20 protein-coding genes are annotated in these 24,833 nt (G+C 43.2%); 11 read left to right on the top strand and 9 right to left on the bottom strand.

Annotated features, from left to right (window positions below; translation table 11 throughout):
• Nucleotides 1-36: 36 nt before the first annotated feature.
• The 4 genes from AK965_RS00390 to AK965_RS00405 form a co-directional block, all read right to left on the bottom strand.
• Nucleotides 37-1,692: an ABC-ATPase domain-containing protein gene (locus tag AK965_RS00390; protein WP_099077737.1), complete on the bottom strand. Its 1,656-nt coding sequence runs from the start codon at nucleotides 1,690-1,692 to the stop codon at nucleotides 37-39.
• Between the two features lie 72 nt (nucleotides 1,693-1,764).
• On the bottom strand, nucleotides 1,765-3,675 hold the full coding sequence (locus tag AK965_RS00395; RefSeq protein ID WP_099077738.1) for an EAL domain-containing protein: 1,911 nt from the start codon (nucleotides 3,673-3,675) through the stop codon (nucleotides 1,765-1,767).
• A 197-nt stretch (nucleotides 3,676-3,872) separates the two neighbouring features.
• Nucleotides 3,873-5,072 (bottom strand): enoyl-ACP reductase FabV, encoded by a 1,200-nt coding sequence (gene fabV, locus AK965_RS00400; protein WP_099077739.1) that lies wholly within the window; start codon nucleotides 5,070-5,072, stop codon nucleotides 3,873-3,875.
• An 82-nt stretch (nucleotides 5,073-5,154) separates the two neighbouring features.
• Complete coding sequence (locus AK965_RS00405; protein ID WP_099077740.1) at nucleotides 5,155-5,757, bottom strand: arylesterase; 603 nt, start codon at nucleotides 5,755-5,757, stop codon at nucleotides 5,155-5,157.
• Here AK965_RS00405 and AK965_RS00410 point away from each other — a divergent pair.
• From AK965_RS00410 to AK965_RS00420, 3 genes are all read left to right on the top strand, one after another.
• On the top strand, nucleotides 5,756-6,457 hold the full coding sequence (locus AK965_RS00410; protein ID WP_099077741.1) for an ABC transporter ATP-binding protein: 702 nt from the start codon (nucleotides 5,756-5,758) through the stop codon (nucleotides 6,455-6,457). The genes AK965_RS00405 and AK965_RS00410 overlap by 2 nt on opposite strands.
• Complete coding sequence (locus tag AK965_RS00415) at nucleotides 6,448-8,904, top strand: ABC transporter permease (RefSeq protein WP_099077742.1); 2,457 nt, start codon at nucleotides 6,448-6,450, stop codon at nucleotides 8,902-8,904. The genes AK965_RS00410 and AK965_RS00415 overlap by 10 nt, the downstream gene beginning before the upstream one ends.
• A gap of 398 nt (nucleotides 8,905-9,302) precedes the next feature.
• Nucleotides 9,303-10,736 carry an FAD-dependent oxidoreductase gene (locus tag AK965_RS00420; RefSeq protein WP_099077743.1) on the top strand — a complete coding sequence of 478 codons (1,434 nt, stop codon included), beginning with the start codon at nucleotides 9,303-9,305 and terminating at the stop codon, nucleotides 10,734-10,736.
• A 23-nt stretch (nucleotides 10,737-10,759) separates the two neighbouring features.
• On the opposite strand, the gene AK965_RS00425 is transcribed toward AK965_RS00420, so the two are convergent.
• Genes AK965_RS00425 through AK965_RS00435 form a run of 3 tightly spaced genes read right to left on the bottom strand, consistent with a single transcriptional unit; the run spans nucleotide 10,760 to nucleotide 13,130 of the window.
• Complete coding sequence (locus AK965_RS00425) at nucleotides 10,760-11,695, bottom strand: biotin-dependent carboxyltransferase family protein (RefSeq protein WP_099077744.1); 936 nt, start codon at nucleotides 11,693-11,695, stop codon at nucleotides 10,760-10,762.
• Nucleotides 11,692-12,375: an allophanate hydrolase subunit 1 gene (locus tag AK965_RS00430; protein WP_099077745.1), complete on the bottom strand. Its 684-nt coding sequence runs from the start codon at nucleotides 12,373-12,375 to the stop codon at nucleotides 11,692-11,694. The genes AK965_RS00425 and AK965_RS00430 overlap by 4 nt, the downstream gene beginning before the upstream one ends.
• A complete protein-coding gene (locus AK965_RS00435; protein ID WP_099077746.1) occupies nucleotides 12,375-13,130 on the bottom strand; it encodes a 5-oxoprolinase subunit PxpA in 756 nt (251 codons plus the stop codon). The genes AK965_RS00430 and AK965_RS00435 overlap by 1 nt, the downstream gene beginning before the upstream one ends.
• 261 nt (nucleotides 13,131-13,391) lie before the next feature.
• On the opposite strand from AK965_RS00435, the gene AK965_RS00440 reads away from it, so the two are divergent.
• The 3 genes from AK965_RS00440 (at nucleotide 13,392) to AK965_RS00455 (ending at nucleotide 17,753) form a co-directional block, all read left to right on the top strand.
• Nucleotides 13,392-15,338: a diguanylate cyclase gene (locus AK965_RS00440; protein ID WP_099077747.1), complete on the top strand. Its 1,947-nt coding sequence runs from the start codon at nucleotides 13,392-13,394 to the stop codon at nucleotides 15,336-15,338.
• Between the two features lie 66 nt (nucleotides 15,339-15,404).
• A complete protein-coding gene (galE, locus tag AK965_RS00445; protein ID WP_099077748.1) occupies nucleotides 15,405-16,421 on the top strand; it encodes a UDP-glucose 4-epimerase GalE in 1,017 nt (338 codons plus the stop codon).
• A 444-nt stretch (nucleotides 16,422-16,865) separates the two neighbouring features.
• Nucleotides 16,866-17,753 (top strand): LysR family transcriptional regulator, encoded by an 888-nt coding sequence (locus tag AK965_RS00455; protein ID WP_099077750.1) that lies wholly within the window; start codon nucleotides 16,866-16,868, stop codon nucleotides 17,751-17,753.
• Nucleotides 17,754-17,818: 65 nt separating this feature from the next.
• Here the strand turns inward: AK965_RS00455 and AK965_RS00460 are convergent, their stop codons facing one another.
• Nucleotides 17,819-20,452 (bottom strand): acetate--CoA ligase family protein, encoded by a 2,634-nt coding sequence (locus tag AK965_RS00460; protein ID WP_099077751.1) that lies wholly within the window; start codon nucleotides 20,450-20,452, stop codon nucleotides 17,819-17,821.
• Nucleotides 20,453-20,678: 226 nt separating this feature from the next.
• Between AK965_RS00460 and AK965_RS00465 the strand changes: the two genes are divergently transcribed.
• The 5 genes from AK965_RS00465 (at nucleotide 20,679) to AK965_RS00485 (ending at nucleotide 24,179) form a co-directional block, all read left to right on the top strand.
• Complete coding sequence (locus AK965_RS00465) at nucleotides 20,679-21,248, top strand: SPOR domain-containing protein (RefSeq protein ID WP_099077752.1); 570 nt, start codon at nucleotides 20,679-20,681, stop codon at nucleotides 21,246-21,248.
• A gap of 174 nt (nucleotides 21,249-21,422) precedes the next feature.
• Nucleotides 21,423-22,412, top strand: a complete 990-nt coding sequence (locus AK965_RS00470; RefSeq protein ID WP_099077753.1) for a D-alanine--D-alanine ligase — start codon at nucleotides 21,423-21,425, stop codon at nucleotides 22,410-22,412.
• Between the two features lie 140 nt (nucleotides 22,413-22,552).
• Entirely contained in the window at nucleotides 22,553-22,936 is a 384-nt protein-coding gene (locus AK965_RS00475; protein ID WP_099077754.1) for a DUF3319 domain-containing protein, read from the top strand.
• 4 nt (nucleotides 22,937-22,940) lie between these two features.
• Nucleotides 22,941-23,252 carry a stress response translation initiation inhibitor YciH gene (gene yciH / locus AK965_RS00480; protein ID WP_099077755.1) on the top strand — a complete coding sequence of 104 codons (312 nt, stop codon included), beginning with the start codon at nucleotides 22,941-22,943 and terminating at the stop codon, nucleotides 23,250-23,252.
• A gap of 594 nt (nucleotides 23,253-23,846) precedes the next feature.
• Nucleotides 23,847-24,179 (top strand): PBPRA1643 family SWIM/SEC-C metal-binding motif protein, encoded by a 333-nt coding sequence (locus AK965_RS00485; protein WP_099077756.1) that lies wholly within the window; start codon nucleotides 23,847-23,849, stop codon nucleotides 24,177-24,179.
• A gap of 57 nt (nucleotides 24,180-24,236) precedes the next feature.
• Here AK965_RS00485 and AK965_RS00490 read toward each other — a convergent pair whose 3' ends face one another.
• On the bottom strand, nucleotides 24,237-24,611 hold the full coding sequence (locus AK965_RS00490; RefSeq protein ID WP_099077757.1) for an STAS/SEC14 domain-containing protein: 375 nt from the start codon (nucleotides 24,609-24,611) through the stop codon (nucleotides 24,237-24,239).
• Between the last annotated feature and the right edge of the window lie 222 nt (nucleotides 24,612-24,833).

Genomic DNA, 24,833 nt, shown 5'->3' on the forward strand with positions numbered 1-24,833 from the left:
TGGACTGCCTCTGTTCACTCTTCAATGCGACATCAATTAGTGTGATGGCTTAAATTGAGATTTACGCATACGGCTTAACGCAGCCATTACATCTAGTGTTCGTGGTTTCGCCAAGTCACCTTGTTTTGGCAAGCTTGCATGCCACTCACCAGCAAGCATTTCTTCGATCTCTTTTGCTGGGTTATTACACCAACCAGGAAGCTGTGCTAGCTGGAACCACAGCCAGCCAATCGCATTGACTTCATCTGCAGACTCTAACTGCTCAAGAGCACTCAAATCGGTAAACTCTTTACCGAATCGAAGAGAGTCTTTACCTTTTGCACTGACACGGAACTTACCATCAGTCAGGATGTTCATCAACGCTACACGATTCAGTGCTCGAGGACGGAATGTTTGTAGGCTTTCCTCTGACTCGTTGTGACGTTGAGTAGGGTGCTGAGCAATCACCTGTTTCGCTTTTTCAGTCACGTCTACCGCTTGGTAGTCATGCATTTGAATCACAGTGTCTGCTACGTCTAGGTAATCACCTGAACCACCCATAACAATAATGGTAGAGATTTCTAGCTCATCACGTAGTTGACCAATACGATCAACCAGTGGTGTGATTGGTTCGTCGCCTTTGGCTACCAATGCCTGCATACGTTCGTCACGAATCATAAAGTTGGTTGCAGAGGTGTCTTCGTCAATCAGCAGCGAGCTTGCACCAGCTTCGATTGATTCTTGTAACCATGCCGCTTGAGACGTGGAGCCTGAAGCATCCTGCGTAGAGAAATCGGCGGTATCTTTGCCCATTGGCAGGTGGTTAATGTAGTTTGAGAGATTTAAGTGGTGTACACAGCGACCATCTTCAGCACGGATCTTCATTGCATCACCGTCAGTGACGATGTACTCGCGACCATCTCCAGGGATGTGGTCGTAGATAGAACGCTCAATCGCATTTAATAGCGTGGATTTACCATGGAAACCGCCACCAACGATCAACGTAATGCCTTTTGGAATCCCCAAGCCAGTTACATAGCCTTTATTTGGCGCGTGTAGCGTGACTTGCAAAGACTCTGGCGCTATAAATTCTACCGCTTCTTTCATTGGTAGGTCACAGTTACCTGCAATGCGTGGAAGAATGCTGCCATTAGCAACGAAAGCAACCAGGTTATTAACTTCAAGTTGCTCACGTAGCGCCGCTTGATCTTCTATTACTTGGCAGTGTTTGATCAGTGTTTCTTTATCTAGCTCACGTTCAATCGTTGCGCGGCGAATAAACTTAGGTAGGTGGAAGGTTAGAATGTTATTGGCTTTTTTCCCAAGAACAGAGCGGCCATCTGCTGGTAGGTTAACACGAAAACGAAGCTCTATGCCTTCTTCTGTAAAAAGCACAGATGTGTTATCTAAAACGGTTTGACCACTTAATGCGATAGACACCGAGTTTTCTTGCTTAGCGAATTGATTGAAGCTACGTGTAATGAAATCACGTGCTGCGCGTTGGAATGCAGGTGATTCGTCTTTCAGCCATTCAAGGCCAGTCAATGACCAAGCTCGTGTCGCACGCAGGCGAGAAGCAGAAGCGTATGGGTCACCTTGCACATAATCGATGTACAGGTTGAAATCATCAAAGTCGTATTGCCCCTTGATTTGCTGATAAGCGCGATAGTTCTGCTTTTCGATTTTTTTTAGCGTGGCAGTCAACTGATCCATTAAGATATTGGCCTTTTTATTGGAAGCGGGCGGCGATTATAGGAACCACCGCAAGCAGAGTAAAGAAAATGCTTAGGGAGAATAAGTATATTGACCACCTAATAGGTTTTGATTAAACAAACTTTGTTCGAATTCATTGCATGGCATAGGTTTCCCATAAAGATATCCTTGCCCAATGTCACACCCTTCCTTAATTAGAAATTGCTCTTGTTGCGTGGATTCTATTCCCTCAACTACAACTTGTAAGTCCAGCTTTTTAGCAATATGAATAATGGAACAGATAATGGCACGATCGTCATCGGAGTTGTCCATTTGGTGAACAAAACTCTTGTCGATTTTTATGGCATCAAAAGGGTATTTCTTCAAATAACTAAACGAGGCATAACCCGTACCAAAATCATCAAGCGACAGTGTCACTCCGATTTCATGCAGCTTATTCAATGTATTGCGAGCAATCATCTCATCCGCTATTAACGCACTTTCAGTCACCTCCAACTCTAGAAATTTTGCCGGAAGGTGAAATGTTTCTAACAGGTGTTCGATCTGCTCAGCGAAGTTTACATTTTGCAATTGTATCGGTGATATATTTACAGCCATTTTAAAGTTATCCACCAACTCGGACCATTGTTTCGCTTTGTCGATAGCATTGCGTAATACAAATGATCCAACTTCGAATATTAACCCATTTTGTTCTGCCATATGGATCAATGCTTCGTTAGAAATGTCACCAAGAACAGGGTGACGCCAGCGGATCAATGCTTCTGCTCCAATCCATTTGTGAGTATGAGGAAGGACTTTAGGTTGAAAATACAGCATTAAATCGTCATTACGTACAGCTTGAAGAAGATAGCTTTCTAATTGGTTATGGTTATGTAACTCGTGGGTATGGTTTTCATTGAAATAACAGTAGGGCTCACCGGACTCTTTACACAGTAGCATTGCGTAGCAGGCGTTTTGTAGTAACTGTTTCGCACAACTCCATTCTTGTGTTTGTACAATGCCTATATACGAATGTAAGTGAACTTCAGTGTTATCTATATAGAAATTGCCGACACTGACATGGGTAATGTCGTCTAATAAATTTTGTACCTTGGATTCGATCTCCTCTCCCCAAATCAATATTACTAAATCATTAGAACTTGGACGTCCGGTAACAAAGTAGCTTGATTCGCTGTGACCGAGACGAAATCGGAACTCTTTAAGGACATCGTCAAATGCTTCAAAGCCATATTTAGTCTGAATAGTGCGCGCGTTACTAAAGCCAATGTTGATAATAACGAGGGATTGAGTGTTATTGCCAAAGGATTCGAGAGTTTCATCAAGTATGGCTTCCAACGCGGCTCGATTTAAAAAGCCAGTCCCTTGGTCGTGTGTCTTCTGGTAGTTGACCTGCCGTTCGGCGGCTTTTCTGCGGTCTATCTCTTTGGTTAACGAATAACTCATTTGAGCAAGGTCTGAGGTACGATTTTCAACACGATTTTTTAACTCATTGTTTAGCCGCAATAATTTATGCTGCTGAAAAACTACGGCTAATTGAGCCTCTATCGAGTATTTAAACGTGTTGAGAAGTTGTCGGTAAGTGTCTGTATAGTGATTCTCTTTTGAGTCCAGCATACAAATGGTTCCAAACGTTTCACCATTTGGCCAGTATAGAGGTAAGCCGCAGTAGGAAATCATACCGAGCTTAATGTCGGGGTTATTAAGCCAGAACTTATCTGATACAGCATTTGTAACGATGAGTTCTTGTTTGTGTTCAATGACATATTCACAGTATAAACCGTGGCCTAGTTCCTCAGTATCTCCAACCGTATATGGATTATTTTTCGTTTCGCTACTTGTACTCACCTCGATGTGATTTTTATGAATTCGCATAATCAAACACGTAGGAACGTCCGCAATCGTGGCAATGAGATTAACGATATTTTGCCAACTTTTTTGCATCGATTCTGGGATTTTATAATCCAAAGTTTGAAATGTACCCATGTAGGTATCCTTTCCCGAAAATTCACTTCCAGTGAAAACAAAACACATTCTGAGTGATGAAAAAACTTAATATTTAACCGTTCATTTAGCTTAAGTATAGGGTGAGGTGGTTATGTGACAAAAAAAAGTCCTGAAAACCTTTCAGGACTCCTTAATGTTAGACATTTTCTCTTTGCTGAGACGGTGATTGTCTTCGACTATGGCTTAAGCGTTTTCAAGGATTTCAAAGATATTTCTTGCGAGTAATCAACGTTTTCAAAGTTGAACCCATTCAGTTTCATGAATTCGTCTTTAAATCCTTCGTAGTCACCGATTTGTTTAAAATTGCACTCGTTCATTTCATCAAGTAGGTGGCTTACTTCTAGTTGAACATCGCTAGCAAGTTCTAACTCATCGATTCGTATCAGGCGTTCGCTGTCAACTGGGATTTTTTCTTGTCCATATAGTTTGGTGGAAAACAATCGCTGCATCTGTTCAATGCAGCCTTCGTGGGTGCCTTTTTTCTTCATAACACGGTACAGAGCAAGTAGATAAGGGCTCAATGCAGGAATAAACACACTCGCTTTAGTTACCAATGCCTTACATACAGTGGCGTAGGCGCCACCATCAAAGTTGGCAAGCTTTAGATTCAACGCATGGCTTGTTTGGTGTAGGTCAACCTTTGCGCGGCCAAGTGTACCGTCTAGGTAGATTGGATGGGTCACTTCAGGCCCCATATAGGAGAAAGCAATCGTCTTACAACCTTGAGCAATGGATTCGGAGTTAATCAAGGTATCGATCCAGCTCTCCCAATCATCACCACCCATTACTTTAACAGTGGCCTCAGCTTCTTCTTCGGTTGCAGGTTCTAACGTTGACTCAACCCACTGGTCATTTTCTAAAATAATAGAAGCACCTGAAATCGACTCGCCAATTGGTTTGATAACGCTGCGCCAAAACGTGTCTGAATTTGGTTTTGGACGAACGCCGGTCGCCAAACTATAAATCACCAAATCGACTTCACCTTCAAAGTAGGTTTCAATCGCTTCAATGACTTGATTGCGAACTGAATCTGAGAATGCATCTCCGACGATATTTATTGCAGTGCGGCCGTGATGAATCGCTTCTTCTTTGAAGTAGATATTATTGTACCAACCAGCACTGCCAACCCCTTTGTCTGAGGGGCCACGTTCAAATGAAACACCGATAGTATCGGCTGCAGCACCCCCGAAGGTAAGGGCGATACGAGCGGCCAATCCGAAGCCTGAAGAAGCACCAATGATCAAAACACGCTTAGGGCCTTGTTTGATTTGTGGGGCTTGTTTTACGAAATTAATTTGCTCTTTAATAGCAGCGTGGCAACCATATGGATGCGCTGAACGAGCGACAACACCTTGAATTATTGGTTCTATTTGCATTTTTATTATCTGACCCTGGTGAGTGGAATAGGATGAGATTAACGTAAAATTAAGTAAAACTTATTGAGCTAGACCATTAAAATTAGAGATGTTTAATCAGTTCTTGCGCAACAAAATCAGCGATCCAGGGTTGTGCTTCCGATTTAGGGTGTAAACCATCTGGCATCATCCACTCTGGTTTTATGACAAGTTGCTCTAAGAAAAATGGCATTAATGTGATTTTCTGATGCTCAGCTAATGTAGGGTATATGTTATAAAACATCTCGCTGTAGCGCTTACCATAGTTAGGTGGGACACGAATTTGCATCATGATCACATTCGCACCGGAATCTTTGATCATCGTAATCATTTTCGACAGGTTTGACGTAATAAGTTTAGGAGGGAAGCCTCGAAGACCATCATTGGCTCCTAGCTCAATAAGGACGAGGTCTGGAGAGTGCTGTTCAAGGAGTTGAGGTAAACGCGCTAAGCCATTGCCGGTGGTATCTCCGGAGATACTGCCATTAACAACGGTTACATCTTGGCCATGTTCTAACAATGCATCTGGGAGTAAGCTAGGCCAACTCTCTTCAATCGACATTTGATAGCCAGCACTTAAGCTATCGCCTAATACAAGAAGTTTCTCGCTCGCTTGTGCTGTAGCGGAAAGAAAAAAAACGAGAACTAAGGAAAGTATACGAATCATGCAAACACCTGTACTCAAAGCGCCTATTGTTCAAGCGAATTTAGTTTCTAAACAAGTCTCTACTAATCAAGAACAATTAACAATCCTTAAAAATGTAAATGTTGACATTAGAAAGGGAGAAAAGATTGCCATTGTAGGGACATCAGGAGCAGGTAAGTCAACGTTGATGACGTTGCTATCTGGCCTTGATACACCTTCGGAAGGTGAAATTACATTGCTCGGTCACCCACTGTCTAAACTGGATGACGAAGCGCGGGCAAAGATTCGTGCAGACTCTCTTGGCTTCGTGTTTCAGAGCTTTTTATTAATACCTAGTCTCAGCGCGCTGAGTAATGTCACTCTACCTTGTCTTTTACGTGGAGAGGCTGAAGATGACGCAAGAGCAAGACAATTGTTGAATGCCGTTGGGTTAGCAAAGCGTCTTAACCATTTACCAAGTCAGCTTTCAGGTGGAGAACAACAACGTGTTGCACTCGCTCGGGCATTTATGACCCAGCCTGAACTTCTATTTGCCGACGAGCCGACTGGAAATTTAGATCATCAGACGGCAGAAAAAGTGATTGAATTGCTGTTTGAGCTTAATGAGCAGCATGGCACGACACTGATTCTCGTCACTCACGATAGCCATTTAGCAAGCCGTTGTGATCGTATTTATCGAATGGAAGCGGGTGAAATTAAGGAGGAAGTGGTATGTCCATAGTGTCATCGAGCGAATCCACATCCCCTAAGCGTGGGGGCCAAACAAAGTGCTCCCCCAATCAAAGCTTAATTCGTTGGAGTTGGGGCGAAATCCGTCAAGGAAATCTTTGGCCTATCATTATCGCATTGGTCTTGGTCATCGCTAGCATTTTTGCGCTTTCTGCACTGGCTGAACGTATGGAGCAAGTCATCGTTAAGCAGGGGAAGGATGCTCTCACGGCCGACGCCGTATTTGTGTCTGCCAATCCGATTCCAGCCCCCTTGTTAGAGTCTACTGCTGAACTAGAGCGTTCATTGATGATCCGCTTCGCGTCGATGGCATTTAGCGAAAGTGGTATGCAGCTAATTTCGGTTCGAGCAGTGGATGAAGCGTACCCACTGATGGGCGATTTGGTTCTAGGCAATGAAACTGCTGGGCACGTGAAACCACAGCAATTGTGGCTTGATGAACGAATTATGGCGCAATTGGAAGTAGACGTTGGTGACACTGTCACGATTGGCGATGCTGACTTTACAGTGTCAGGTGCGGTACTGATGGAACCAGGGCTCAGCTTTAATCCTTTCCAACAAATGCCTTCGGCTTATATTCACAAGAGTGATGTGGAAAAGACCGGAGCAATCCAAGTTGGTAGTCGAGTACAATATCGGCTGTTCTTAAAGGTTGACGACCCAACGTTGGCCCAATTGCAGGACAACATAGAACTGACTCCAAGTGATCGTTGGCGCACACAAGATACCGCCAGTCGCAGTAATGAAGTCTTTGAACGCACTATTCAGTACCTTTCTTTGACCGTTGCGATTGTCATCATTATGGCGGCAACAACCTTGGTATTAACCTGTCAAAGTTACGTTAGCAGCCGTACTCAAACGATAGCGATGCTGAAAAGCCTCGGTGCAAGCCGGCGCTGGATAGAGAAATGGCTGTTCATTCAAGTCACGATATTATTGTTAAGTGGGAGTCTTACCGGCTTGTTGCTTGGCAGTGGCTTGGAGTTCTTACTTAGAATTCCACTTAAAGATTTGCTGCCTAATCCGCTGCCAGGTTACGGCGTCACCCCGCTTTTGGTGGCGGTCGCCTCTGCGGTATTAATTACCGTGCCTGCACTTGGGATTCCTTTACTTGGATTGATAAAAACGCCTGCAATAGAAGTCCTTCAGCAGGGGGGGAGCCAACGTTCTTGGAAACGGATGCTTTTGATACTCGTCCCCTTAGTGCCGTTACTGTTGCTATATGCTAACAACACGTTAGTCTGGATAGTTCTTGGTGGAATTGCCGTGCTTTTTGTTGTTTTGGCTGCAGTGAGTGTCGCATTGACGAAATTATTTGCTGGAGTGTCTAATCACCCAGCACTAAACCTTGCGCTTAGTCGAATCAACCGTACTCCTGTGACGAGCGGTTTACAGTTTGGTGCGCTTGCGCTTTCGTTAATGTTATTGTCCATCATTTGGCTCGTTCGTAGCGATATTTTGGCCGACTGGTCGAGAACACTTCCTGCTGATGCGCCTAACGTGTTTGCACTGAACATTGGGGATTACGAGCTTGGTAGCTATTTGGAAACGTTAGACAAAAATAATGTAATACGTTCCCAAGCTTATCCAATCATTCGAGGCCGCTTGACTGAAATAAATGGCGATAACGTGAAAGAGATAGACTATGGAGGTCAAGGCTCTGACGCGATTCGTCGAGAGTTGAATCTAACTTGGGGTGATAAACTCCCAGAGTACAACGATGTGATTTCCGGTACGTGGACAAATCAAGCCAGTGTCTCTGTAGAAGCTGAGGTGGCCCAAGATTTAGGCATTGAACTCGGTGATCGCTTAACGTTTGTCATTAATAGCCAAACCTTTGAGGCGAAGGTTGATACGATCCGCCATGTAGAGTGGCGAGATATGAAGCCGAACTTCTATTTCATTTTCTCAAAGGACGTGATGGCGAGTTTACCTGGCTCATATCTCATCAGTTATCGTATTAATGAAGACAATCAAACCTTACTGACTTCTATGGCTCGATCTCATCCGACGGTGTCGATATTAGATATACGAACGATGGGGGAAAAAATTCAGGCCTTGATTCAACAAATTGTGTCTGCAATTACCATTTTAGCTTTATTAGGGGTGGCTGCAGGCCTCCTGCTCATCTTTACTTTATTGCATTTGAGCTTATCTCAGCGACAACAGGAGATTCGACTGTACCGAACATTGGGAGCAAGTAAGAAGCGTATCAATACAACGCTGTGGGTGGAATACGGTATCATGGCTTTAGTTGCAAGTGGCGTTGCTGTGATTGCAGCCGAAACCTGTGTGGCTGCAGTGATGCACTATGGCTTTGATCTTAATGCACAGATTCACCCTGAATTGTGGATAGCTTTGCCTTTGGCTACCTTCGTTGTATTGGCTCTGGTTGTTATGAGTTTAATAAAAAGATTGCTAACGCCGGTAAGCACTTAATTCATCGTCGGTTAGAAATTCAACAAGCACGTCACGACGATTTTATTCCAGTTATCCACAAAAACAGTGGATAACTTTTGGGATAACTAAAATGGCTAAAATGGGGTGCGTTTCCGGAGGCTTTATTCCATGTGGCATGGCGCAAATTTGTTATTCACATTAGAGTAAAAATTCGTTTTCCCAATCGTCTCGTCAAGTATTTTTTTCGAATTATTTTGCTCTTGAATGCAATTTTATGCGTACATTTATTGCAAACGCAAACCCATGAAGTTTTTGGGATTTTAATCACTCCCAATCCCGAGTAGAATCCACGATTATGACTCGATCATTCCCGTAGAATTACGTCTCTTTGGATGAGCAGGGAATGACCCATCTCCTTAAATATTGTCAGTGAAGCCATGAAGTCTGAGTTTCCAAATTGTAAACATAATCACATCGCCGTTGTAGGGGGGGGGGTTGCAGGTGCAACCGCAGCCATTCACTTTGCAGAGCTAGGCTTTCAAGTATCCGTAATCGAAAAAGGCGTGTCGTTAGTTAATGGTCCTCCCATCTGCCATCTACATGCTGGTGGCAACTTGTATCGTGAAATCTCCGAGCAGCAGTGTTTAGATTTACTCAATCAATCTATTGATACGATTCGGTTATATCCGCATTCATTAAACATTCGACCAACGGTCATTGCGGTGCCGCATTCAGATGGTGGTGATCCTGAAGCACTGATTCCTCGTCTCAAAAGTATCAAGAGCGCTTACCAGGCCCTCGTATTAAAAGATAAAGCTAACCAAGTACTTGGTGAGCCAGAGCAATATTATAAGCTTTACTCGAAAGATGATTTGATGGAGTTGGCGAAGCGAACTCAACCAGAGAGCCCTAACAGCTTAGACGAATGGTGCATACCATTTGCACAGCACGCTAATCTGGACGCGTTGAAATACCCGGTTGTCGTTGTTCAGGAGTATGGTTGGAGTGTATTTCGTTTAGCTGCAATAGCCAATTTGACTTTAGCGCAACTACCAAATGTACAGGTATACACTGAAGCAGAGCTGAAACATACCGATTGGCAAGGCAAACACTGGGAATTAATGTTTGATAATAAAGGCGTTGAACAAACAATTTGTTGTGATTATTTAGTGAATGCCTGTGGCTTTGAAACGGGGACCGTTGATAACTCGATTGGTGCAAAACGAGATCGATTGGTCGAATTCAAAGCTGCATACGTCACCCAATGGCATGATTGTACCCAACAATGGCCAGAAGTAATTTTCCATGGCCCCCGAGGCACTGATAAAGGGATGGCGCAGCTAACGCCCTATGGAGACGGTTATTTTCAGTTACATGGTATGACCAAAGGCATTACTTTGTTTGAGGACGGTTTAGTCGGTAGTACGGGTGAGTCAGCGCAACCGGCTTTGCCAACTCGATTACTGACTAAGATCCGTCAAGGTTGGCGAGAAGAGATCTTGGAAGAAAGAACCGATAACGCTATCCAACATATGTCTCAATTTGTTCCGGGTTATCAAACGGCCGTAAAGGGAGGCAAAGCGTTGTTTGGCGCACAACAAATTCCTGGTACTGACCCCGTGTTAAGGGCGGCAGATGTGACCTTTGAAGACAATCATTACGCTCGTATTGAAGTGGTGAAAGCGTCCTCAACGCTACTTGCAGCGCAAAAAATTGCTCAGCGTTGGTTTGATATTGAACCTAGTGTACATATTGAAAGGCAGCACCCGATTGCGGTTCATTGGAGCGCAAAGGAAGTTGAGGAGTTCGCGATTACGTTAACTCAACAGCGAGGTTACCCGAAGGCGCTGGCTGAACGCTACGGAATGTAGTATTCAACCTACAGAGGCGGGGCTCAGTAGCCAAAAAACTGAGCCCATTGGCACCACACGTCTTGCAAGCCTTCTCTATCCCCTTTGATAAAGCTTACCATTTGGCCAGGCTTTGCCTGCGCTAGCCTTGGTAAATCGATCCTTGCGACGCACCCCAGCTTAGGGTAGCCGCCGATAGTCTGGTGATCATTGAGTAAGATGATGGGGTTTCCATCACTAGGTAGCTGTATTGAACCAAGTGCTATGCCTTCTGATAACATCCTCTCATAGGGAGGCACTACCGACGGACCTTTAAGCCGATATCCCATGCGATCCGAGTTTGAGGAAATGGTAAATGAGCCATCATAAAACGCCTGCTTAGCCTCTTGAGAAAAATCGTCACACTGGTAACTTTCAATGACCCGCAGTTTCATTGGTAAGTTGTAATCCGGCTTAAAACGAAATGTCATTTGCCTTGGTTTGGTTGTCGGCAGCGAGTGAGAGGCAAAAGGCAACACATCACCTGTTTTCAATGCACTGCCTTTTTGATCTAATCCTCCTAGCGATTCTCGTGCAACCGTTGCGGTACTTCCCAAATGCTTTGTAACGTGAAACCCGCCTCTTACGGCGAGGTAGGCGCGCAAGCCATTTTTAGCGAGACCAAAACGCAGCGTTTGGCCTTGTCTCAAACAAAAATCAGACCAGTTTGGAATAGGGGTGTCATCTATCGTGGCATTCAAATCACCGCCGCATATGGCGAGATGGCAATCTTCAAGCGCCTTAAAACTCGCGTTACCTAGAGTAATCTCAATGACCGAGCAGTTTACAGGGTTATTTAATAAGTGATTAGACCAACTGTATGCATAGTCATCGACTGGGCCGCCTTGCGTTATACCAATATGTGCAAGACCGAAGCGTCCAAAATCTTGGATTAAAGATAATGTACCCGGTTTTTCAACCAATAGTGCCGGCTGGCTCATAATTTTCCTCCCAAATGAATAAATTCTTGCCTCGATATTGGCCTAAATGTGACGTTGTCACCAACCTCAAAAGGGATGAATGGCGGGCAATCAGAAAATAGATTCATTGGGCTACGACCAATAATGTTCCATCCGCCAGGACTGTCTGACGGATAAACTGCGGTTTTAGAATCCGCGATGCCAACGCTACCGGCGGGTAAATGTGTTCTTGGCGTTTTTAACCTTGGCATATGCAGTTCGTTGATAACATCGGATAGATAAGCGAAGCCCGGTGAAAAACCAATTGCAGACACGGTATAAACGGGCTTTGTATGGGCTTCAATCAATGCTTCAAGTGATAGGCCTTTACTTATAAAACGATTTAGGTCCAGTGCGGTTTGTTCAGAATAATAGACCGGTATAGAAATCGTATTGGGCTGTTTATTATCCAAAGATTGGACATTGAACTCATTAAGCATGTGCTGGAGTTGATTTAAAAGATGGGATTCTTGAATTCTAAAAGGCAGATAGTCAATCAATATGGTCCGATACGAAGGGACCACATTCATAATAATGGCACTGAATTTTTCGACGATTTGGTGGGCTACTTCACCCACATGCTCGACGGATACACTGCTATCAAAACGAATCAATATATTACATTCCGATATTGGTGAGATAAAAAACAGCCCTTGTTTCATTAACTTCCTCCAGTATAGAGACTCTGGCGAATCTTTTGGATTAACGCGATGGATTCTTCGTTATCCCCATGAACACAAATCGTATCGGCCTCAAGCAATATATAACGGCCAGAGGTCGTTTTAACTCTTCCTGAACCAGCTAACATTTTCACTTGCTCAAGTATCGCATGCTCACTGTTAAGAACAGCATTTGGGTGCGTGCGTGGTGTTAGCATTCCATCATCTTGATACAAGCGGTCAGCAAATGCCTCGAACAGAAGAGGGACATCAAAATCGTCTGCAATCTCTAAGTATCTCTCATTTTCTTGTGAGGCAAGAATCATCAATGGCACTTTAAATTGTGCCGCAGCCTTAACGACCGCGAGGAGCACTTTATCATTTGCCATCATGTCGTTGTATAGCGCGCCATGAGGTTTGATGTAACTAATATCGGTGTATTGAGCACGGCACAAAGCTTGTAGAGCCCCAACTTGGTAAATGATCATATTAGTAATTTCATCATTATTCAGATTGAGACTGCGTCGCCCAAAACCTTGCAGATCTGGGTAGCCGGGATGTGCGCCGATATCGACGTCGAACTGATTCGCCAAAGCAATCGTGTTATGCATGACATTAGGATCAGAGGCATGAAAACCACAGGCAATATTGGCCATATCGACATGAGGCATGACGTTCTCATCAGCTCCCATAGTCCAGCTGCCAAAACTTTCGCCCATATCGCAATTTAGTGTGAGTTGCTGTTTATTCAATGTCATACGCTTAATTATTGGTTAAAAATGCAGGAAAAATGGTTTGTATTCCGTGACAAAGTTCGCTGTTTGTGAAGATGGGTTCTAATTTTCAGTCTGCACATTGATATCAACCTAATTATCCAATAATTCATACGGTAACACACTAATTTCTGGGAATTTTAGCTTCATTTCGTATCATGTCATGTTAATCTATTGGCTTATTAGTGCGATAGTTTGCATAACAATTCTTATGTGGGTTTAATTGTTTTTGCAACAGGAATATATATGTCATTACGAGCAAAGCTAATATGGCCAATTCTTATATCCATTGCGGCCATCTTTGTTACAACACACGCTTATACGTTAAACATCGCTTACCAGTCTGCAAAGAAGGAAATGTCTGAGCAGACGAAACTACTCATTAGTGATGTTTCACACTCAATTAAAGCTGCGCTAGCCGAAAAGAACAAGCAACAAGTCTATTCGCTATTGGTCGGTCTGTTGAATGATCCCAACGTATCGCTCGTTAAGTTATATGATCAACATGATCAGCCTTTTGCCATTTTCGATCTCAACGGGGCATTTCCTCCAGCGCACAACATTCGTGACATCAGCCGCTTCGACACGCTTCTTAACGCATTATCAGCTCGTTACCTCAATATTTATGAACCTATCGTGTATCAAGGGCAGCGGATAGGGACCGTGCGTATCACTTTGTCTGATCACTCAATCTTAGATCTAAAAGATTCGATTGTTCAAAATGGCGAGCTGTTTTTGATCATATTGATCGTTGTCGTCGTTCTATTTTACATCACCATAGAAAGAAAAGTCCTACGCCCACTTGTGGCGCTTGACCGTGCAATGCAAGATTTTGCTGATGGACATCATATGCGTGGTCCAAAGGAACGGGGTTCGAAAGATGAAGTTGGGCGATTGATTGCGTCGTTCAATACCATGACAAATTGCCGCCAAATGAGAGAAACGCAACTTCAAAAACGATTAGATGCATTAGAACAACAGAAAACATTTTCTGACGCGGTGATTGATGCCGTTCAATATGCATTGATTGTGACCGACAATGAAGGGCGAATCGTCCACTGCAATGTCGCCACACATACCATATTTAAGATAAGCGCTCATAATCTAACCAAATACAATATCAGCGATTTAATCAAAATTAAAACGGCGATCAAATTGAACCAAATTTTGGCACACGGTTTAGAGTACGATGACGTTCCGATTCAAAGTGAGAAAAAAGAACAGCAATTGAGCTTAACGAGCCGTCGGTTAACCGATCACGGTTATTTGCTTTTTGCTATTCAAGACATCACGGAAATTGAAGAGGCAATAAATCGTGAGCGTGTAGCAGGACGAGTGTTTGAGAATAGCCAAGATGGTCTCGTCGTTCTTAACGGTCAAGGGATAATCACAATGGTGAATCCGGCCGTAACCCGGTTTGTCGGACTTGATGCGGAACAGTTAATTGGTCAGCCGTTTCTTAAGTCCATTCGTTGGCGTAAGCTTCACACCATGATGCCAAGCATTATTGAGTCAATTCATAACTATGGAACCTGGCAAGGGGAAGTGATTGAAAAAGATCATAATGGCCGCTTGATCCCGATGTTCGCTAAAGTGAATCGTATCGTAAAAGGAGAAGACCCTCATGTGTATGACATGGTCATTATCTTAACCGATCTCTCTAGCGTAAAAGAAATGGAACGATTAGAACATTTAGCCCATCACGACGAACTCACCGGGCTTGCGAACCGCTCAAAGTTTCATATTGAACTGGATAAGTTATTGCAACAATCGTCATATTTACGTGACGAGTTTACTGTACTTTATCTCGACTTAGATGGCTTTAAAGGCATTAATGATACCCATGGACATGACGCTGGCGATGAAGTACTTAGACAAGTCGCTGAACGTATGACTTCTGTCACTCGACACAATGACCTAATTGCCCGTCTGTCTGGTGATGAGTTTGCTATGATCGTTAATCCTACAGATCAAAAAGTAGTAACTCGTGTTACAAAGAAACTGATCGCCAAGGTGTGTGAACCCATCGAATATAAAAACGAGCAGCTGAAAGTCGGGGTGAGCATTGGCGTTAAGCTTGTTGGCGTTAAAGAGCGAGATGCACTGCAAATTCTGAAGAGTGCGGATACCGCGATGTACCAAGCGAAAAAAGCAGGAAAAGGTCAAGCCATTTTTATGAGACAAGAATCATAAATGAGAGTTTAAAAATATTAGTTAAAGCTTTAGACTATTTAGATTCGCGTCAGAAGGAATAATTAAATGAAAGTACTTGTTACGGGTGGTATGGGCTATATCGGCAGCCACACTTGTATTCAAATGATTGAAGCTGGCATGACGCCAGTGATTCTCGATAATTTGTACAACAGCAAAGCGAGTGTTCTAAAACGTATAGAAAAAGTCTGCGGCACAAAGCCTGAATTTATTCAAGCAGACATCCGTGATAAATCGGCACTTGTAGACGCACTAAAAAAGCATAATATTGAAGCGGTGATTCACTTTGCCGGTTTAAAAGCCGTTGGGGAGTCAGTGGCGAAACCACTAGAGTATTATGATAACAATGTAAACGGTACATTAGTTCTTGTCGATGCAATGCGCGAAGCGGGCGTTAAATCCATAGTATTTAGTTCTTCTGCAACGGTTTATGGCGATCCTGCATCAGTTCCAATCACAGAAAACTTCCCAACCAGCGCAACAAACCCATATGGCCGAAGCAAACTGATGGTTGAAGAGTGTCTTACCGATTTTCAAAAAGCGAACCCGGATTGGAGCATTACGCTATTACGTTACTTTAACCCAGTTGGTTCCCACCCAACTGGTGAGCTTGGTGAAGACCCACAAGGCATTCCAAATAACTTGATGCCATTTATCTCGCAAGTGGCCGTTGGTCGCCGTGAGTTCCTGTCGGTATTTGGTAGTGATTACCCAACCGTAGATGGAACAGGGGTCCGTGACTACATCCACGTAATGGATCTGTCAGATGGGCACGTCGCGGCTCTAGACAAAGTGGGTAAAAAAGCAGGCCTTCATATTTACAATCTTGGTACTGGTAACGGTTACAGCGTACTGGAAATGGTAAAAGCCTTCGAAAAAGCGTGTGGTAAAGAGGTCCCTTATCAACTGGTAGCGCGTCGACCTGGTGATATCGCAGAATGTTGGGCGGACCCTTCAAAAGCGATGAATGAGCTGGAGTGGAAAGCCGAACGTTCGCTAGACGAAATGACGAGTGATACTTGGCGTTGGCAATCCAATAACCCGCAAGGTTATCCAGACGCTTAAAATAACCCGAACTACAAATTTGCAACAAAAAGGCGCTCCGATGCGCCTTTTTTGATCTAAATCGAATAAATTCGTGAATTTCTGGTTAAAAGGTAGCAAGTGCGAATATAAATGATAAAATAATTATCGTCCTAATTTTGTTCGTAAATTTGCTTTAATCTAACGGAGCCTTTCATGGAGCTTGGTCTAATCATCGCTTTTATCGTTGCTGCGGCAGTAATGGTGAAAAAAGAGATGGCAAAACAGTAAGTTTTCATTTTTCATTCTTTTCTTAACATTTTTGAAATGAAAACTTTTGTTAAAAGTCAGCATTAAGCTGGCTTTTTTGTTTTGTAGCGCAAAAGATACGTACCTATGCCTAAAAAACGGCCTAAATTGCACCGTTACATCATGAAACTAGAGTCTTTATACTGTGACGGATACTAAGTCACGGAGTGAACCAATATGCAAAGCCCCATCACTTTAGAAGCACTTCATATACTTGATGCAATTGACCGAAGAGGCAGTTTTGCTGCTGCGGCGAATGAGCTAGATCGAGCACCATCATCACTCAGTTATCAAATTCAAAAACTTGAGCAAGACCTTGACATCATGATATTTGATCGCTCTGGTCATAAGGCGCATTTTACACAAGTAGGCCAGTTGATTCTTGAGCGAGGTAGGGCAATCTTACAGGCCTGCGAAAAGTTGGTCGGTGATGCGACATTGCTTGCGAATGGATGGGAACTGGACATTACCATCGCTTTCGACGGTATCATTCCAATTGCAAACTTCTTTCCTATGGTGAATGCGCTAGCAGAGGTCAGTACCACACGAATAAGGTTACAAGAAGAGATCCTTGCAGGCAGTTGGGAGTCATTGAATACTGGTCGAGCGGACTTACTCATTTGTCCTACGCTCGACTCACTCCCTCACGATGTGAAAGCTGAGAAAATTGGCAAAATGACAATGGAGTGGGTAGCAGCAAGTGATCATTATGTACATAAGCGCAATGGTCCATTCAATGCAGACGCACGAGAAAAGTATCGGATTATCGCCATAGCAGATACTGCGAGAGAGCAACCTGCGCTTTCAATAAATATCACTCAAAAACAGCCACGACTCACAGTCACTAACTTCCCAGCTAAGGTAGAGGCACTGACTTCAGGATTAGGCATCGGTACTGTTCCTTGTCAAGTTTCACAGCCCTTGATTGATTCAGGTGCATTAAAGCGCATAGAGGGCTCTGAAGATCATTCGATGGACATCATTTTGGCATGGCGGAGGAACACCATGGGGGAGGCGAAGTCATGGTGCGTACAATATTTGAAAAAGAATTGGAAATTAAAGTGACAATGTCACATGTTGAGTGGTAAAAGAAATAAAGGATGCCGAGCCGCATCCTTTGTAAAATCCGCTTAGTTGAGGGTAAGAACCATATCAGCGGTACCATCACCAAACTGAACATCAAGTTCAAAACCTAAGCTTTGTGCCAGTGATAACATTCCTCGGTTGGTTGGCATTGTCATTCCTGACATTTGCTTAGTCCCTTTGATCTTGCAATAGCTGATGATTTTTTGCATAAGCAGTTTGCCAAGGCCTTTTCCTTTTAAGTCAGATCGAACCAAGATTGCAAATTCAGCATCACTGTTATCTGGTGTAATCAGGGCTCGGGCAACGCCAATAATCAAAGGCCCGCTCTCATCAAATGCCACTGCAACAAATGCCATTTCTCGGTCGTAATCAATTTGAGTTAAATTTGCTAAAGCTTCGTGATTAAATTCCCCAACATCAGAGAAAAAGCGGTTGTATAGATCTTCTTTCGACACGCTGTTGATAAACTGCGCATGGGTTGGTTCGTCTTCGGGCAGAATAGGACGCAATAGGATAGGTTGACCATCACGCAAAGTCACCGTTTCAACGAATTCAGCAGGGAATGGACGAATGGCTAGCCTTTGTTGAGCATCCCCCTCATATTTTGATAGCGTAACATCGGCATCGATGATGGTCAGCTCACTACCAGAAACAAGTACTGGATGAATATCCAGCGATTGTATTTCAGGTAGTTCAACCGCCATTTGAGAAAACCGCACGAGAAACTTTGAAAGCGCGGTAATATCAAGCGTATCTTTGTGCTTCTGCAGCCGAATTTTACCGGACTTTAAGGCAATAACGATTAAGTAACGCGCAAGCGCCATATTGAGTGGCGGTAATGCTGCAACCGCGTCCTGGGTAATATTCCAATCCGAACCGCCTTGCCCAAGTAAAATAACGGGGCCAAACACCTTATCGACTTTAATACTAACCCTCAGCTCTTCCGAGCTGCCAAGCTTTGCCATCCCTTGAACCAGTAAGCCTTGTACGTTAGCTAACGGATAGCTAAGTTTTGCAGTATCCAATATCGCTTGTGCTGCACTCGACACCTCTTGGCTATTACGTAAGTTCAATGCCACGCCATGCACATCTGACTTGTGCGGAATATCAGGTGAGCGTAATTTTACCGCGACTGGGTAGCCAATGTTCTCCGCCATGTGAACAGCTTCAGATACCTCAGAAGCAATCCACGTCGGTAATATGTTAAAGCCAAATTGCTCAAATAAAGGACTATTTTGATGAGTGTCTAACGATACTGTATTTTTATCCAGTAATTGTTCTTCTACCCACTGTCTTGCTAAATCGACACTGCCGGAGTGCAACGGTTCTGCCGTCGTTGGCGTTTGCATCAGCTGCTTTTGGTTTCTTCGATACTCCACAAGGTGCATATAAGCGACCACTGCACTTTCAGGCGTTCGATATGTCGGAATGCCAGCATGAGTAAAGGCCAACCGCGCTTCTCGTGAGGTTTGTTCTCCTGACCAATTGGTCAATATATTGAAGTGCCGGTGTCTTGGGTGAGCTTTAATCGCTTCAATTACTGCTTTTGCGGTCTCAGTTGCATCAGAAACGGCGGAAGGGCTATGCATGATCAAAATGGCGTCTGCACAGTCGTTGTTCATTAGTGCGGTAATCGTTTCTATGTAGCGGGCTTTGGTCGCATCTCCAGAGAGGTCGATAGGATTAACACCACGCCACTTCTCTGGAAGAGCCGATTTTATTTGATCTACTGTTGCGTCATCTAATGTTGCTAGTTTCCCTCCTCGCTCAAAAAGTGTATCGACGGCCATAACTGCAGGGCCGCCTCCATTTGTGATGATCGCTAGACGCTCTCCACGAAGTGGAACCGAGTGTGTGAGCGTCTCTACAGCGGCAAACAGCTCGTGGGTATTGCTTACTCTCAGCATTCCCGTTCTTCTAATCGCTGAGTCATAGATGATATCCAAAGTATCGGCACCTTGGAGACCAAGGGCGTGAGCTTGTGGAGAATGTCCGGCCTTTAATACCAGAATGCGTCGGTTACGCGAGGCGGCTCGTGCTGCAGACATAAAACGACGAGCATCTCGAATGGTCTCAACATAGAGCAAAATGGCTTCCGTATTGGCATCCATACTTAAATAATCGAGTAACTCAGCAAACTCGATGTCTTGGCCTTCGCCGATAGAAATAAATGCTGAAAAGCCAATATTCTTATCATTTGCCCAGTCAAGAACGGTTGTACACACCGCAGAAGATTGAGAAATAAAAGCGATTTTTCCTGGTTTAGCAGCAACAGGCGAGAACGAACAATTAAACCGATGCCATGGCAAAATGATGCCCAAGCTGTTTGGGCCAAGAACTCGAATGCGCAAACCTGTCATATCGAGGTGTTCGATATCGTCAGAGATAACAATAGCGAACTCAGTACCGCGCTCGTCGAGCTCTTTCAAAAGCTGCTTATTGCGTAACACGTTAGTACAGAGGATTGCAATATCAGGGGTGTAGGGAAGGGAGGCTACATCTGGATAGGCGATAACACCAGAAACGGATTTATACTTTGGTGTGACTGGCATAATCGCACCAGCAAATCCACTTTGCAACAGATTACGCATGACAATTTGCCCAGCACGTAGCTCCTTTGGGGAAGCGCCAATCACTGCAACAGAATTCGGTTTAAAGAGTTTTTGTAATTTGTTCATGGCGATTCCTTCGCGGTGACTGATGACATATCATCTTTTCATCATAAACGAATAAGTTACGCTTTAAATGTGGTTCGACCTTACATTTGCGCAAATCTAAACCAGGCTAGTAGAGATTGTGTTACTCATCACATCAAAATTGCAGATTATTGTGTTTGGTGCTTGATAAAGTAGACTGCTATCGGCATGATTCGACGTCATATTTATTCAGAGCGTTTGTTACTTCATGAAAAAAATCGCAATCATTGGTTTGGCAACACTACTTTCTGCTTGTGCATCTGAAACCTATATTACAGAAGTTACTTCAGAATCCTACCGAGAAGATTACCAATCTCAGACAATACCTAAACCAGTAATGTCATCTGAAAACGCTGTAGTAGAACAAGACGTTGAGCCAACTGTCGATAAAATAACAGCGAAACCTGAAGAGAAAAAGGTCGTAAAGCTTAGCCCTCAAGAGCAGGCAAAGCCGGTTAAGATCATTCCACCGAACGAACAACAAGCGGCAGTTCAACGCTTTGGATATACAATTCAAGTTGGTGCTGTAGGTAGGCAAGCGAAAGTGGACCAATTGGCAAGTAAACTGCCACAAGGTAAACAACCAATTTGGGAAAACTACAAAGTGGTAAATGGAACCAAGTGGTTCTCGGTACTTTATGGTGATTACGCCACCAGTGCTGAAGCAAAACAGGCAATTTCGACACTACCAGCCCAGTTTAAACAGCTAAAACCTTTTGTTAAGACCATCGATTCTATTAAAAATTCGGCTTATCCAACACTAAACAAATTGAACTAATACACCCAAGCATCTCGCGGTTACTTGAGTATAACAAGGGAGCAAATCGCTCCCTTTTTACTTTGCTCAAATCCTGCTCGAACAGTATTCCTCACAGTAAAATAACTGTACGTAACTACTTAAAGGTTTATCATATTGGATAGTATCTTTTGTAGATCACGGAAAGATTGATTCATGACTAAAAATATTCTCTTACTATGCGGCGGCGGCTCATCTGAGCATGAGATTTCACTATTATCTGCGAACTTTGTTGAGCAGCAGTTAAATTTAATTGAAAACGTAAAAGTCACACGCGTAGAAATCAAAACGGAAGGTTGGGTTACCAACCAAGATGAATTGGTATATCTAGACCTCAATACCAAACAACTGTGCTCCAATGATACAAGCCTAAGTGTCGACTTCATTGTACCTTGCATCCATGGCTTCCCTGGTGAAACAGGCGATATTCAATCCATGTTTGAAATTGCAGGCATTCCTTACCTAGGGTGTGGGCCTGAAGCAAGCAGCAACAGTTTCAATAAAATCACGTCGAAGCTTTGGTATGACGCGATCGGCATTGCAAATACGCCTTACTTATTCCTTACTCGTAATGACGAAGCAGCGCACGAGCAAGCGCTGCAAGCATTTGATAAATGGGGTAAAGTATTTGTCAAAGCGGCACGACAAGGGTCATCCGTTGGTTGTTACAGTGTCACCCAAAGAGAGGCAGTGTCTCAAGCGGTGAATGATGCGTTTGGATATTCCGATCAAGTACTGGTTGAAAAGTCAGTTAAGCCGCGAGAATTAGAAATCGCAGCTTATGAAATGAATGGCCAATTGAATATTACCAAACCGGGAGAGGTTATTGCCCCTGATGGTGCATTCTACTCCTATGATGAGAAGTACAGCAGTACTAGCCATTCATTAACCGAAGTGGAAGCGAAAAACTTAACCGACGAACAGATCGAAAACATTCGCAAGGCATCGGAGACGGTATTTAAACAAATGAATTTACGTCATTTATCACGTATTGATTTCTTCTTAACCGAAGAAGGTGAAATTTTCCTTAATGAAGTCAACACCTTCCCAGGGATGACGCCGATCTCTATGTTCCCCAAAATGCTGCAAAATAATGGCCATAAGTTCCATGAATTCTTAGAAGATTGTATCAATAGTGCAATCTAGCTAACGTTACCGTCATACGTTTTGTGTTAAAAATAATAGCAACAGAACTTTATTCTACCGAACAAATATTCGTTATTATTTAGATATTGTTCAGTTGTTATTATGATTGGATAAACAAATAGAAAAGACAATTCAGTGTCATGGCAATTTCAAACTACAGAGGTTTTACTCTCCAATCTGGAGGCCCTGATGGCAGCATTTGGAAAGTCAAAATCAAAAACCACGTTTTACAAGGTAGTTTAACGGCGGTAAAAAAAAGCATTGATTGGTGGTGTGACACGGCATCAATTATTGACCCCAAAGAGTTTTCGACTCTTGGTCAGCGCCTGCAAAGTAATGGCAACACACAAACTGATGTATTTAACGGCTATACAATAAAGAATGATACAGGAGAACCCAATGCTTGGTACTGTATGTTCAATGGCAAGTTGATTAAAGGTGGTAAAACCGCGATTCAACGCCATATTGAGGCTTATTTGGTTGCAAAGCAAAAAGCAATGCAAGCTCAACAACTAAAGAAATAGAAGTATGACTCTCGTATATTCAACAGAAACTGGTCGAATCAAACCAGAAGAAGATAAAGTCGAGCGTCCTAAGGGCGACGGCATTGTTCGAATTCAACGCCAAACTAAAGGCCGTAAAGGCAAAGGCGTTTGCATTGTATCAGGCTTGGATCTGGATGATGCTCCTTTAAAGTTACTTGCAGCAGAACTTAAGAAAGTTTGTGGCTGCGGTGGCGCAGTGAAAGATGGCAACATCGAAATCCAAGGTGACGCTCGAGATAAGATCAAAGCTCATCTTGAAAAGAAAGGCATGACGGTTAAGTTAGCTGGCGGCTGAATTACATTCACCAACAGAATTGAAAAAAGCGCTCATAGTGAGCGTTTTTTTATGCCGGTCACTAAACCCAGAACAAGTCGTTCAAACAATGATGACAACCACAACAACTGATAAAAGCTAATAGCAGAGCAAGCAATCGCAGATTGATAGATCCATATTAGCTATTTTATGGTAAATAGCGATTATGTTTAATGGTATACACAGAACCCCCTTAATTTTTAAATCTGAGAGGGATAGGAGCCTAACCAGGTAATAAATACGCATACGTGTATATCATATTTAACATAATATACATAATGCGCACTTTGGGTGATGGCCCAAAGTTAGAATGTCTCTTTTGTGCAAAACTAAAATGACCCGTTTTTACCTATCTTAATTCGTATCTATTTGGTTGATACGAGCTTTAAATGAGCTTTATGTTCGTAATACTGAGAATGATTTAAGGTACTGCGCAAATCGACACCGTTTTGCCAGAGAGTTCTAAGCACCAAAACGTTTCTCACGTAGGGCTGTGAATTGTTCTTTATCATTTCATAATGACGAGTATAATCCGCTCTTCTTGTTGCTTCATACAAATCACTTAAGAGTCATAAAATGTCAAAATTGTTTTTCAAAGGCAGAATCGAAACAAGGCAAAACCACGTACTTTCAGGGTATAACGTTAACCGCGAAGTTAAAGCTGGCACGGACGAAGCACCAATTTCAATCACGGTAATGTCGCAAGAACGAAAATTAGAACTTGAGATGATTGTTGAAAAGCATGCTATCGTTGCCAATATTGTCGTTGATCCAATGAAAGACGAAAATACAATCGAGCTAGATACGCTGCTAAACAAACCAACGACAACGGTATTTGATAAAAAACCAAATCGTAATGACCCATGTAGCTGCGGCAGTGGTAAAAAGTACAAAAAATGCTGTGCTTAATCTGAATTACCGCCGTCAAGCGGCGGTATTTTGCGTTTATTCGTTTTAAGTTGGGCTTTAAGACAACAGCCATTTAAGCGCTTCATCCTGCTCGTGAAAAGAGCGCACTTCGCCATTCATAAACCAATTCGATACTTTTGCCGCAACGTCTTGCCATTTGTGTGAGCCCAGAAGCGCAACCTTATCAAACACTGAGCCATGACTGATTCCAATTTTTAAATCATCCCACGCAGCTCGAAGTTCCCAGCCCTGGAAATCCGTCGCATCAAACAATACTCTTACTTTTGGATCTTCCACTTTTTCTAGCACTGAATCGAGCATTGGTACGAGTCGCTTGTAATCATCGTGCGTGAGTTTTCCTATTGCTTTGATAGAAACAAACACTTCATTGTCGGTTCGTTCAAGGCCAATCGTAATACCGTGTGTGATCATAACTCCCCCCTTTGTAAAAGTAACATTGCTTCTACAGTATAGCGTTGTAAATAAACATAGCTGCATAGATAAGTAATCAGTTGAGAGGACGGGTATAAAAAGCCGAAACCATCGCTAAGTTTCGGCTTTTAAGGTTTGGGGTAACATGGATAAACAATCAAGATACACATAAAGAATACGAAGTAATTTCGCCAAACCTGTCGGGGCCAATCGACAGATAAA

Origin of the sequence: Vibrio sp. PID17_43, from assembly GCF_002608565.1 — a bacterium.
Lineage (GTDB): Bacteria > Pseudomonadota > Gammaproteobacteria > Enterobacterales > Vibrionaceae > Vibrio.

What these genes read in the sequence shown, in the direction of transcription:
- AK965_RS00420 (WP_099077743.1), top strand. Translation starts at nt 9,303, where the DNA reads ATGAAGTCTGAGTTTCCAAATTGTAAACATAATCACATCGCCGTTGTA.
- AK965_RS00485 (WP_099077756.1), top strand. Translation starts at nt 23,847, where the DNA reads ATGTCAAAATTGTTTTTCAAAGGCAGAATCGAAACAAGGCAAAACCAC.
- AK965_RS00395 (WP_099077738.1), bottom strand. Translation starts at nt 3,675, where the DNA reads ATGGGTACATTTCAAACTTTGGATTATAAAATCCCAGAATCGATGCAA.
- AK965_RS00425 (WP_099077744.1), bottom strand. Translation starts at nt 11,695, where the DNA reads ATGAGCCAGCCGGCACTATTGGTTGAAAAACCGGGTACATTATCTTTA.
- AK965_RS00475 (WP_099077754.1), top strand. Translation starts at nt 22,553, where the DNA reads ATGGCAATTTCAAACTACAGAGGTTTTACTCTCCAATCTGGAGGCCCT.
- AK965_RS00490 (WP_099077757.1), bottom strand. Translation starts at nt 24,611, where the DNA reads ATGATCACACACGGTATTACGATTGGCCTTGAACGAACCGACAATGAA.
- AK965_RS00455 (WP_099077750.1), top strand. Translation starts at nt 16,866, where the DNA reads ATGCAAAGCCCCATCACTTTAGAAGCACTTCATATACTTGATGCAATT.
- AK965_RS00440 (WP_099077747.1), top strand. Translation starts at nt 13,392, where the DNA reads ATGTCATTACGAGCAAAGCTAATATGGCCAATTCTTATATCCATTGCG.
- yciH (WP_099077755.1), top strand. Translation starts at nt 22,941, where the DNA reads ATGACTCTCGTATATTCAACAGAAACTGGTCGAATCAAACCAGAAGAA.
- fabV (WP_099077739.1), bottom strand. Translation starts at nt 5,072, where the DNA reads ATGCAAATAGAACCAATAATTCAAGGTGTTGTCGCTCGTTCAGCGCAT.
- AK965_RS00465 (WP_099077752.1), top strand. Translation starts at nt 20,679, where the DNA reads ATGAAAAAAATCGCAATCATTGGTTTGGCAACACTACTTTCTGCTTGT.
- AK965_RS00435 (WP_099077746.1), bottom strand. Translation starts at nt 13,130, where the DNA reads ATGACATTGAATAAACAGCAACTCACACTAAATTGCGATATGGGCGAA.
- AK965_RS00390 (WP_099077737.1), bottom strand. Translation starts at nt 1,692, where the DNA reads ATGGATCAGTTGACTGCCACGCTAAAAAAAATCGAAAAGCAGAACTAT.
- AK965_RS00470 (WP_099077753.1), top strand. Translation starts at nt 21,423, where the DNA reads ATGACTAAAAATATTCTCTTACTATGCGGCGGCGGCTCATCTGAGCAT.
- AK965_RS00430 (WP_099077745.1), bottom strand. Translation starts at nt 12,375, where the DNA reads ATGAAACAAGGGCTGTTTTTTATCTCACCAATATCGGAATGTAATATA.
- galE (WP_099077748.1), top strand. Translation starts at nt 15,405, where the DNA reads ATGAAAGTACTTGTTACGGGTGGTATGGGCTATATCGGCAGCCACACT.
- AK965_RS00405 (WP_099077740.1), bottom strand. Translation starts at nt 5,757, where the DNA reads ATGATTCGTATACTTTCCTTAGTTCTCGTTTTTTTTCTTTCCGCTACA.
- AK965_RS00460 (WP_099077751.1), bottom strand. Translation starts at nt 20,452, where the DNA reads ATGAACAAATTACAAAAACTCTTTAAACCGAATTCTGTTGCAGTGATT.
- AK965_RS00415 (WP_099077742.1), top strand. Translation starts at nt 6,448, where the DNA reads ATGTCCATAGTGTCATCGAGCGAATCCACATCCCCTAAGCGTGGGGGC.
- AK965_RS00410 (WP_099077741.1), top strand. Translation starts at nt 5,756, where the DNA reads ATGCAAACACCTGTACTCAAAGCGCCTATTGTTCAAGCGAATTTAGTT.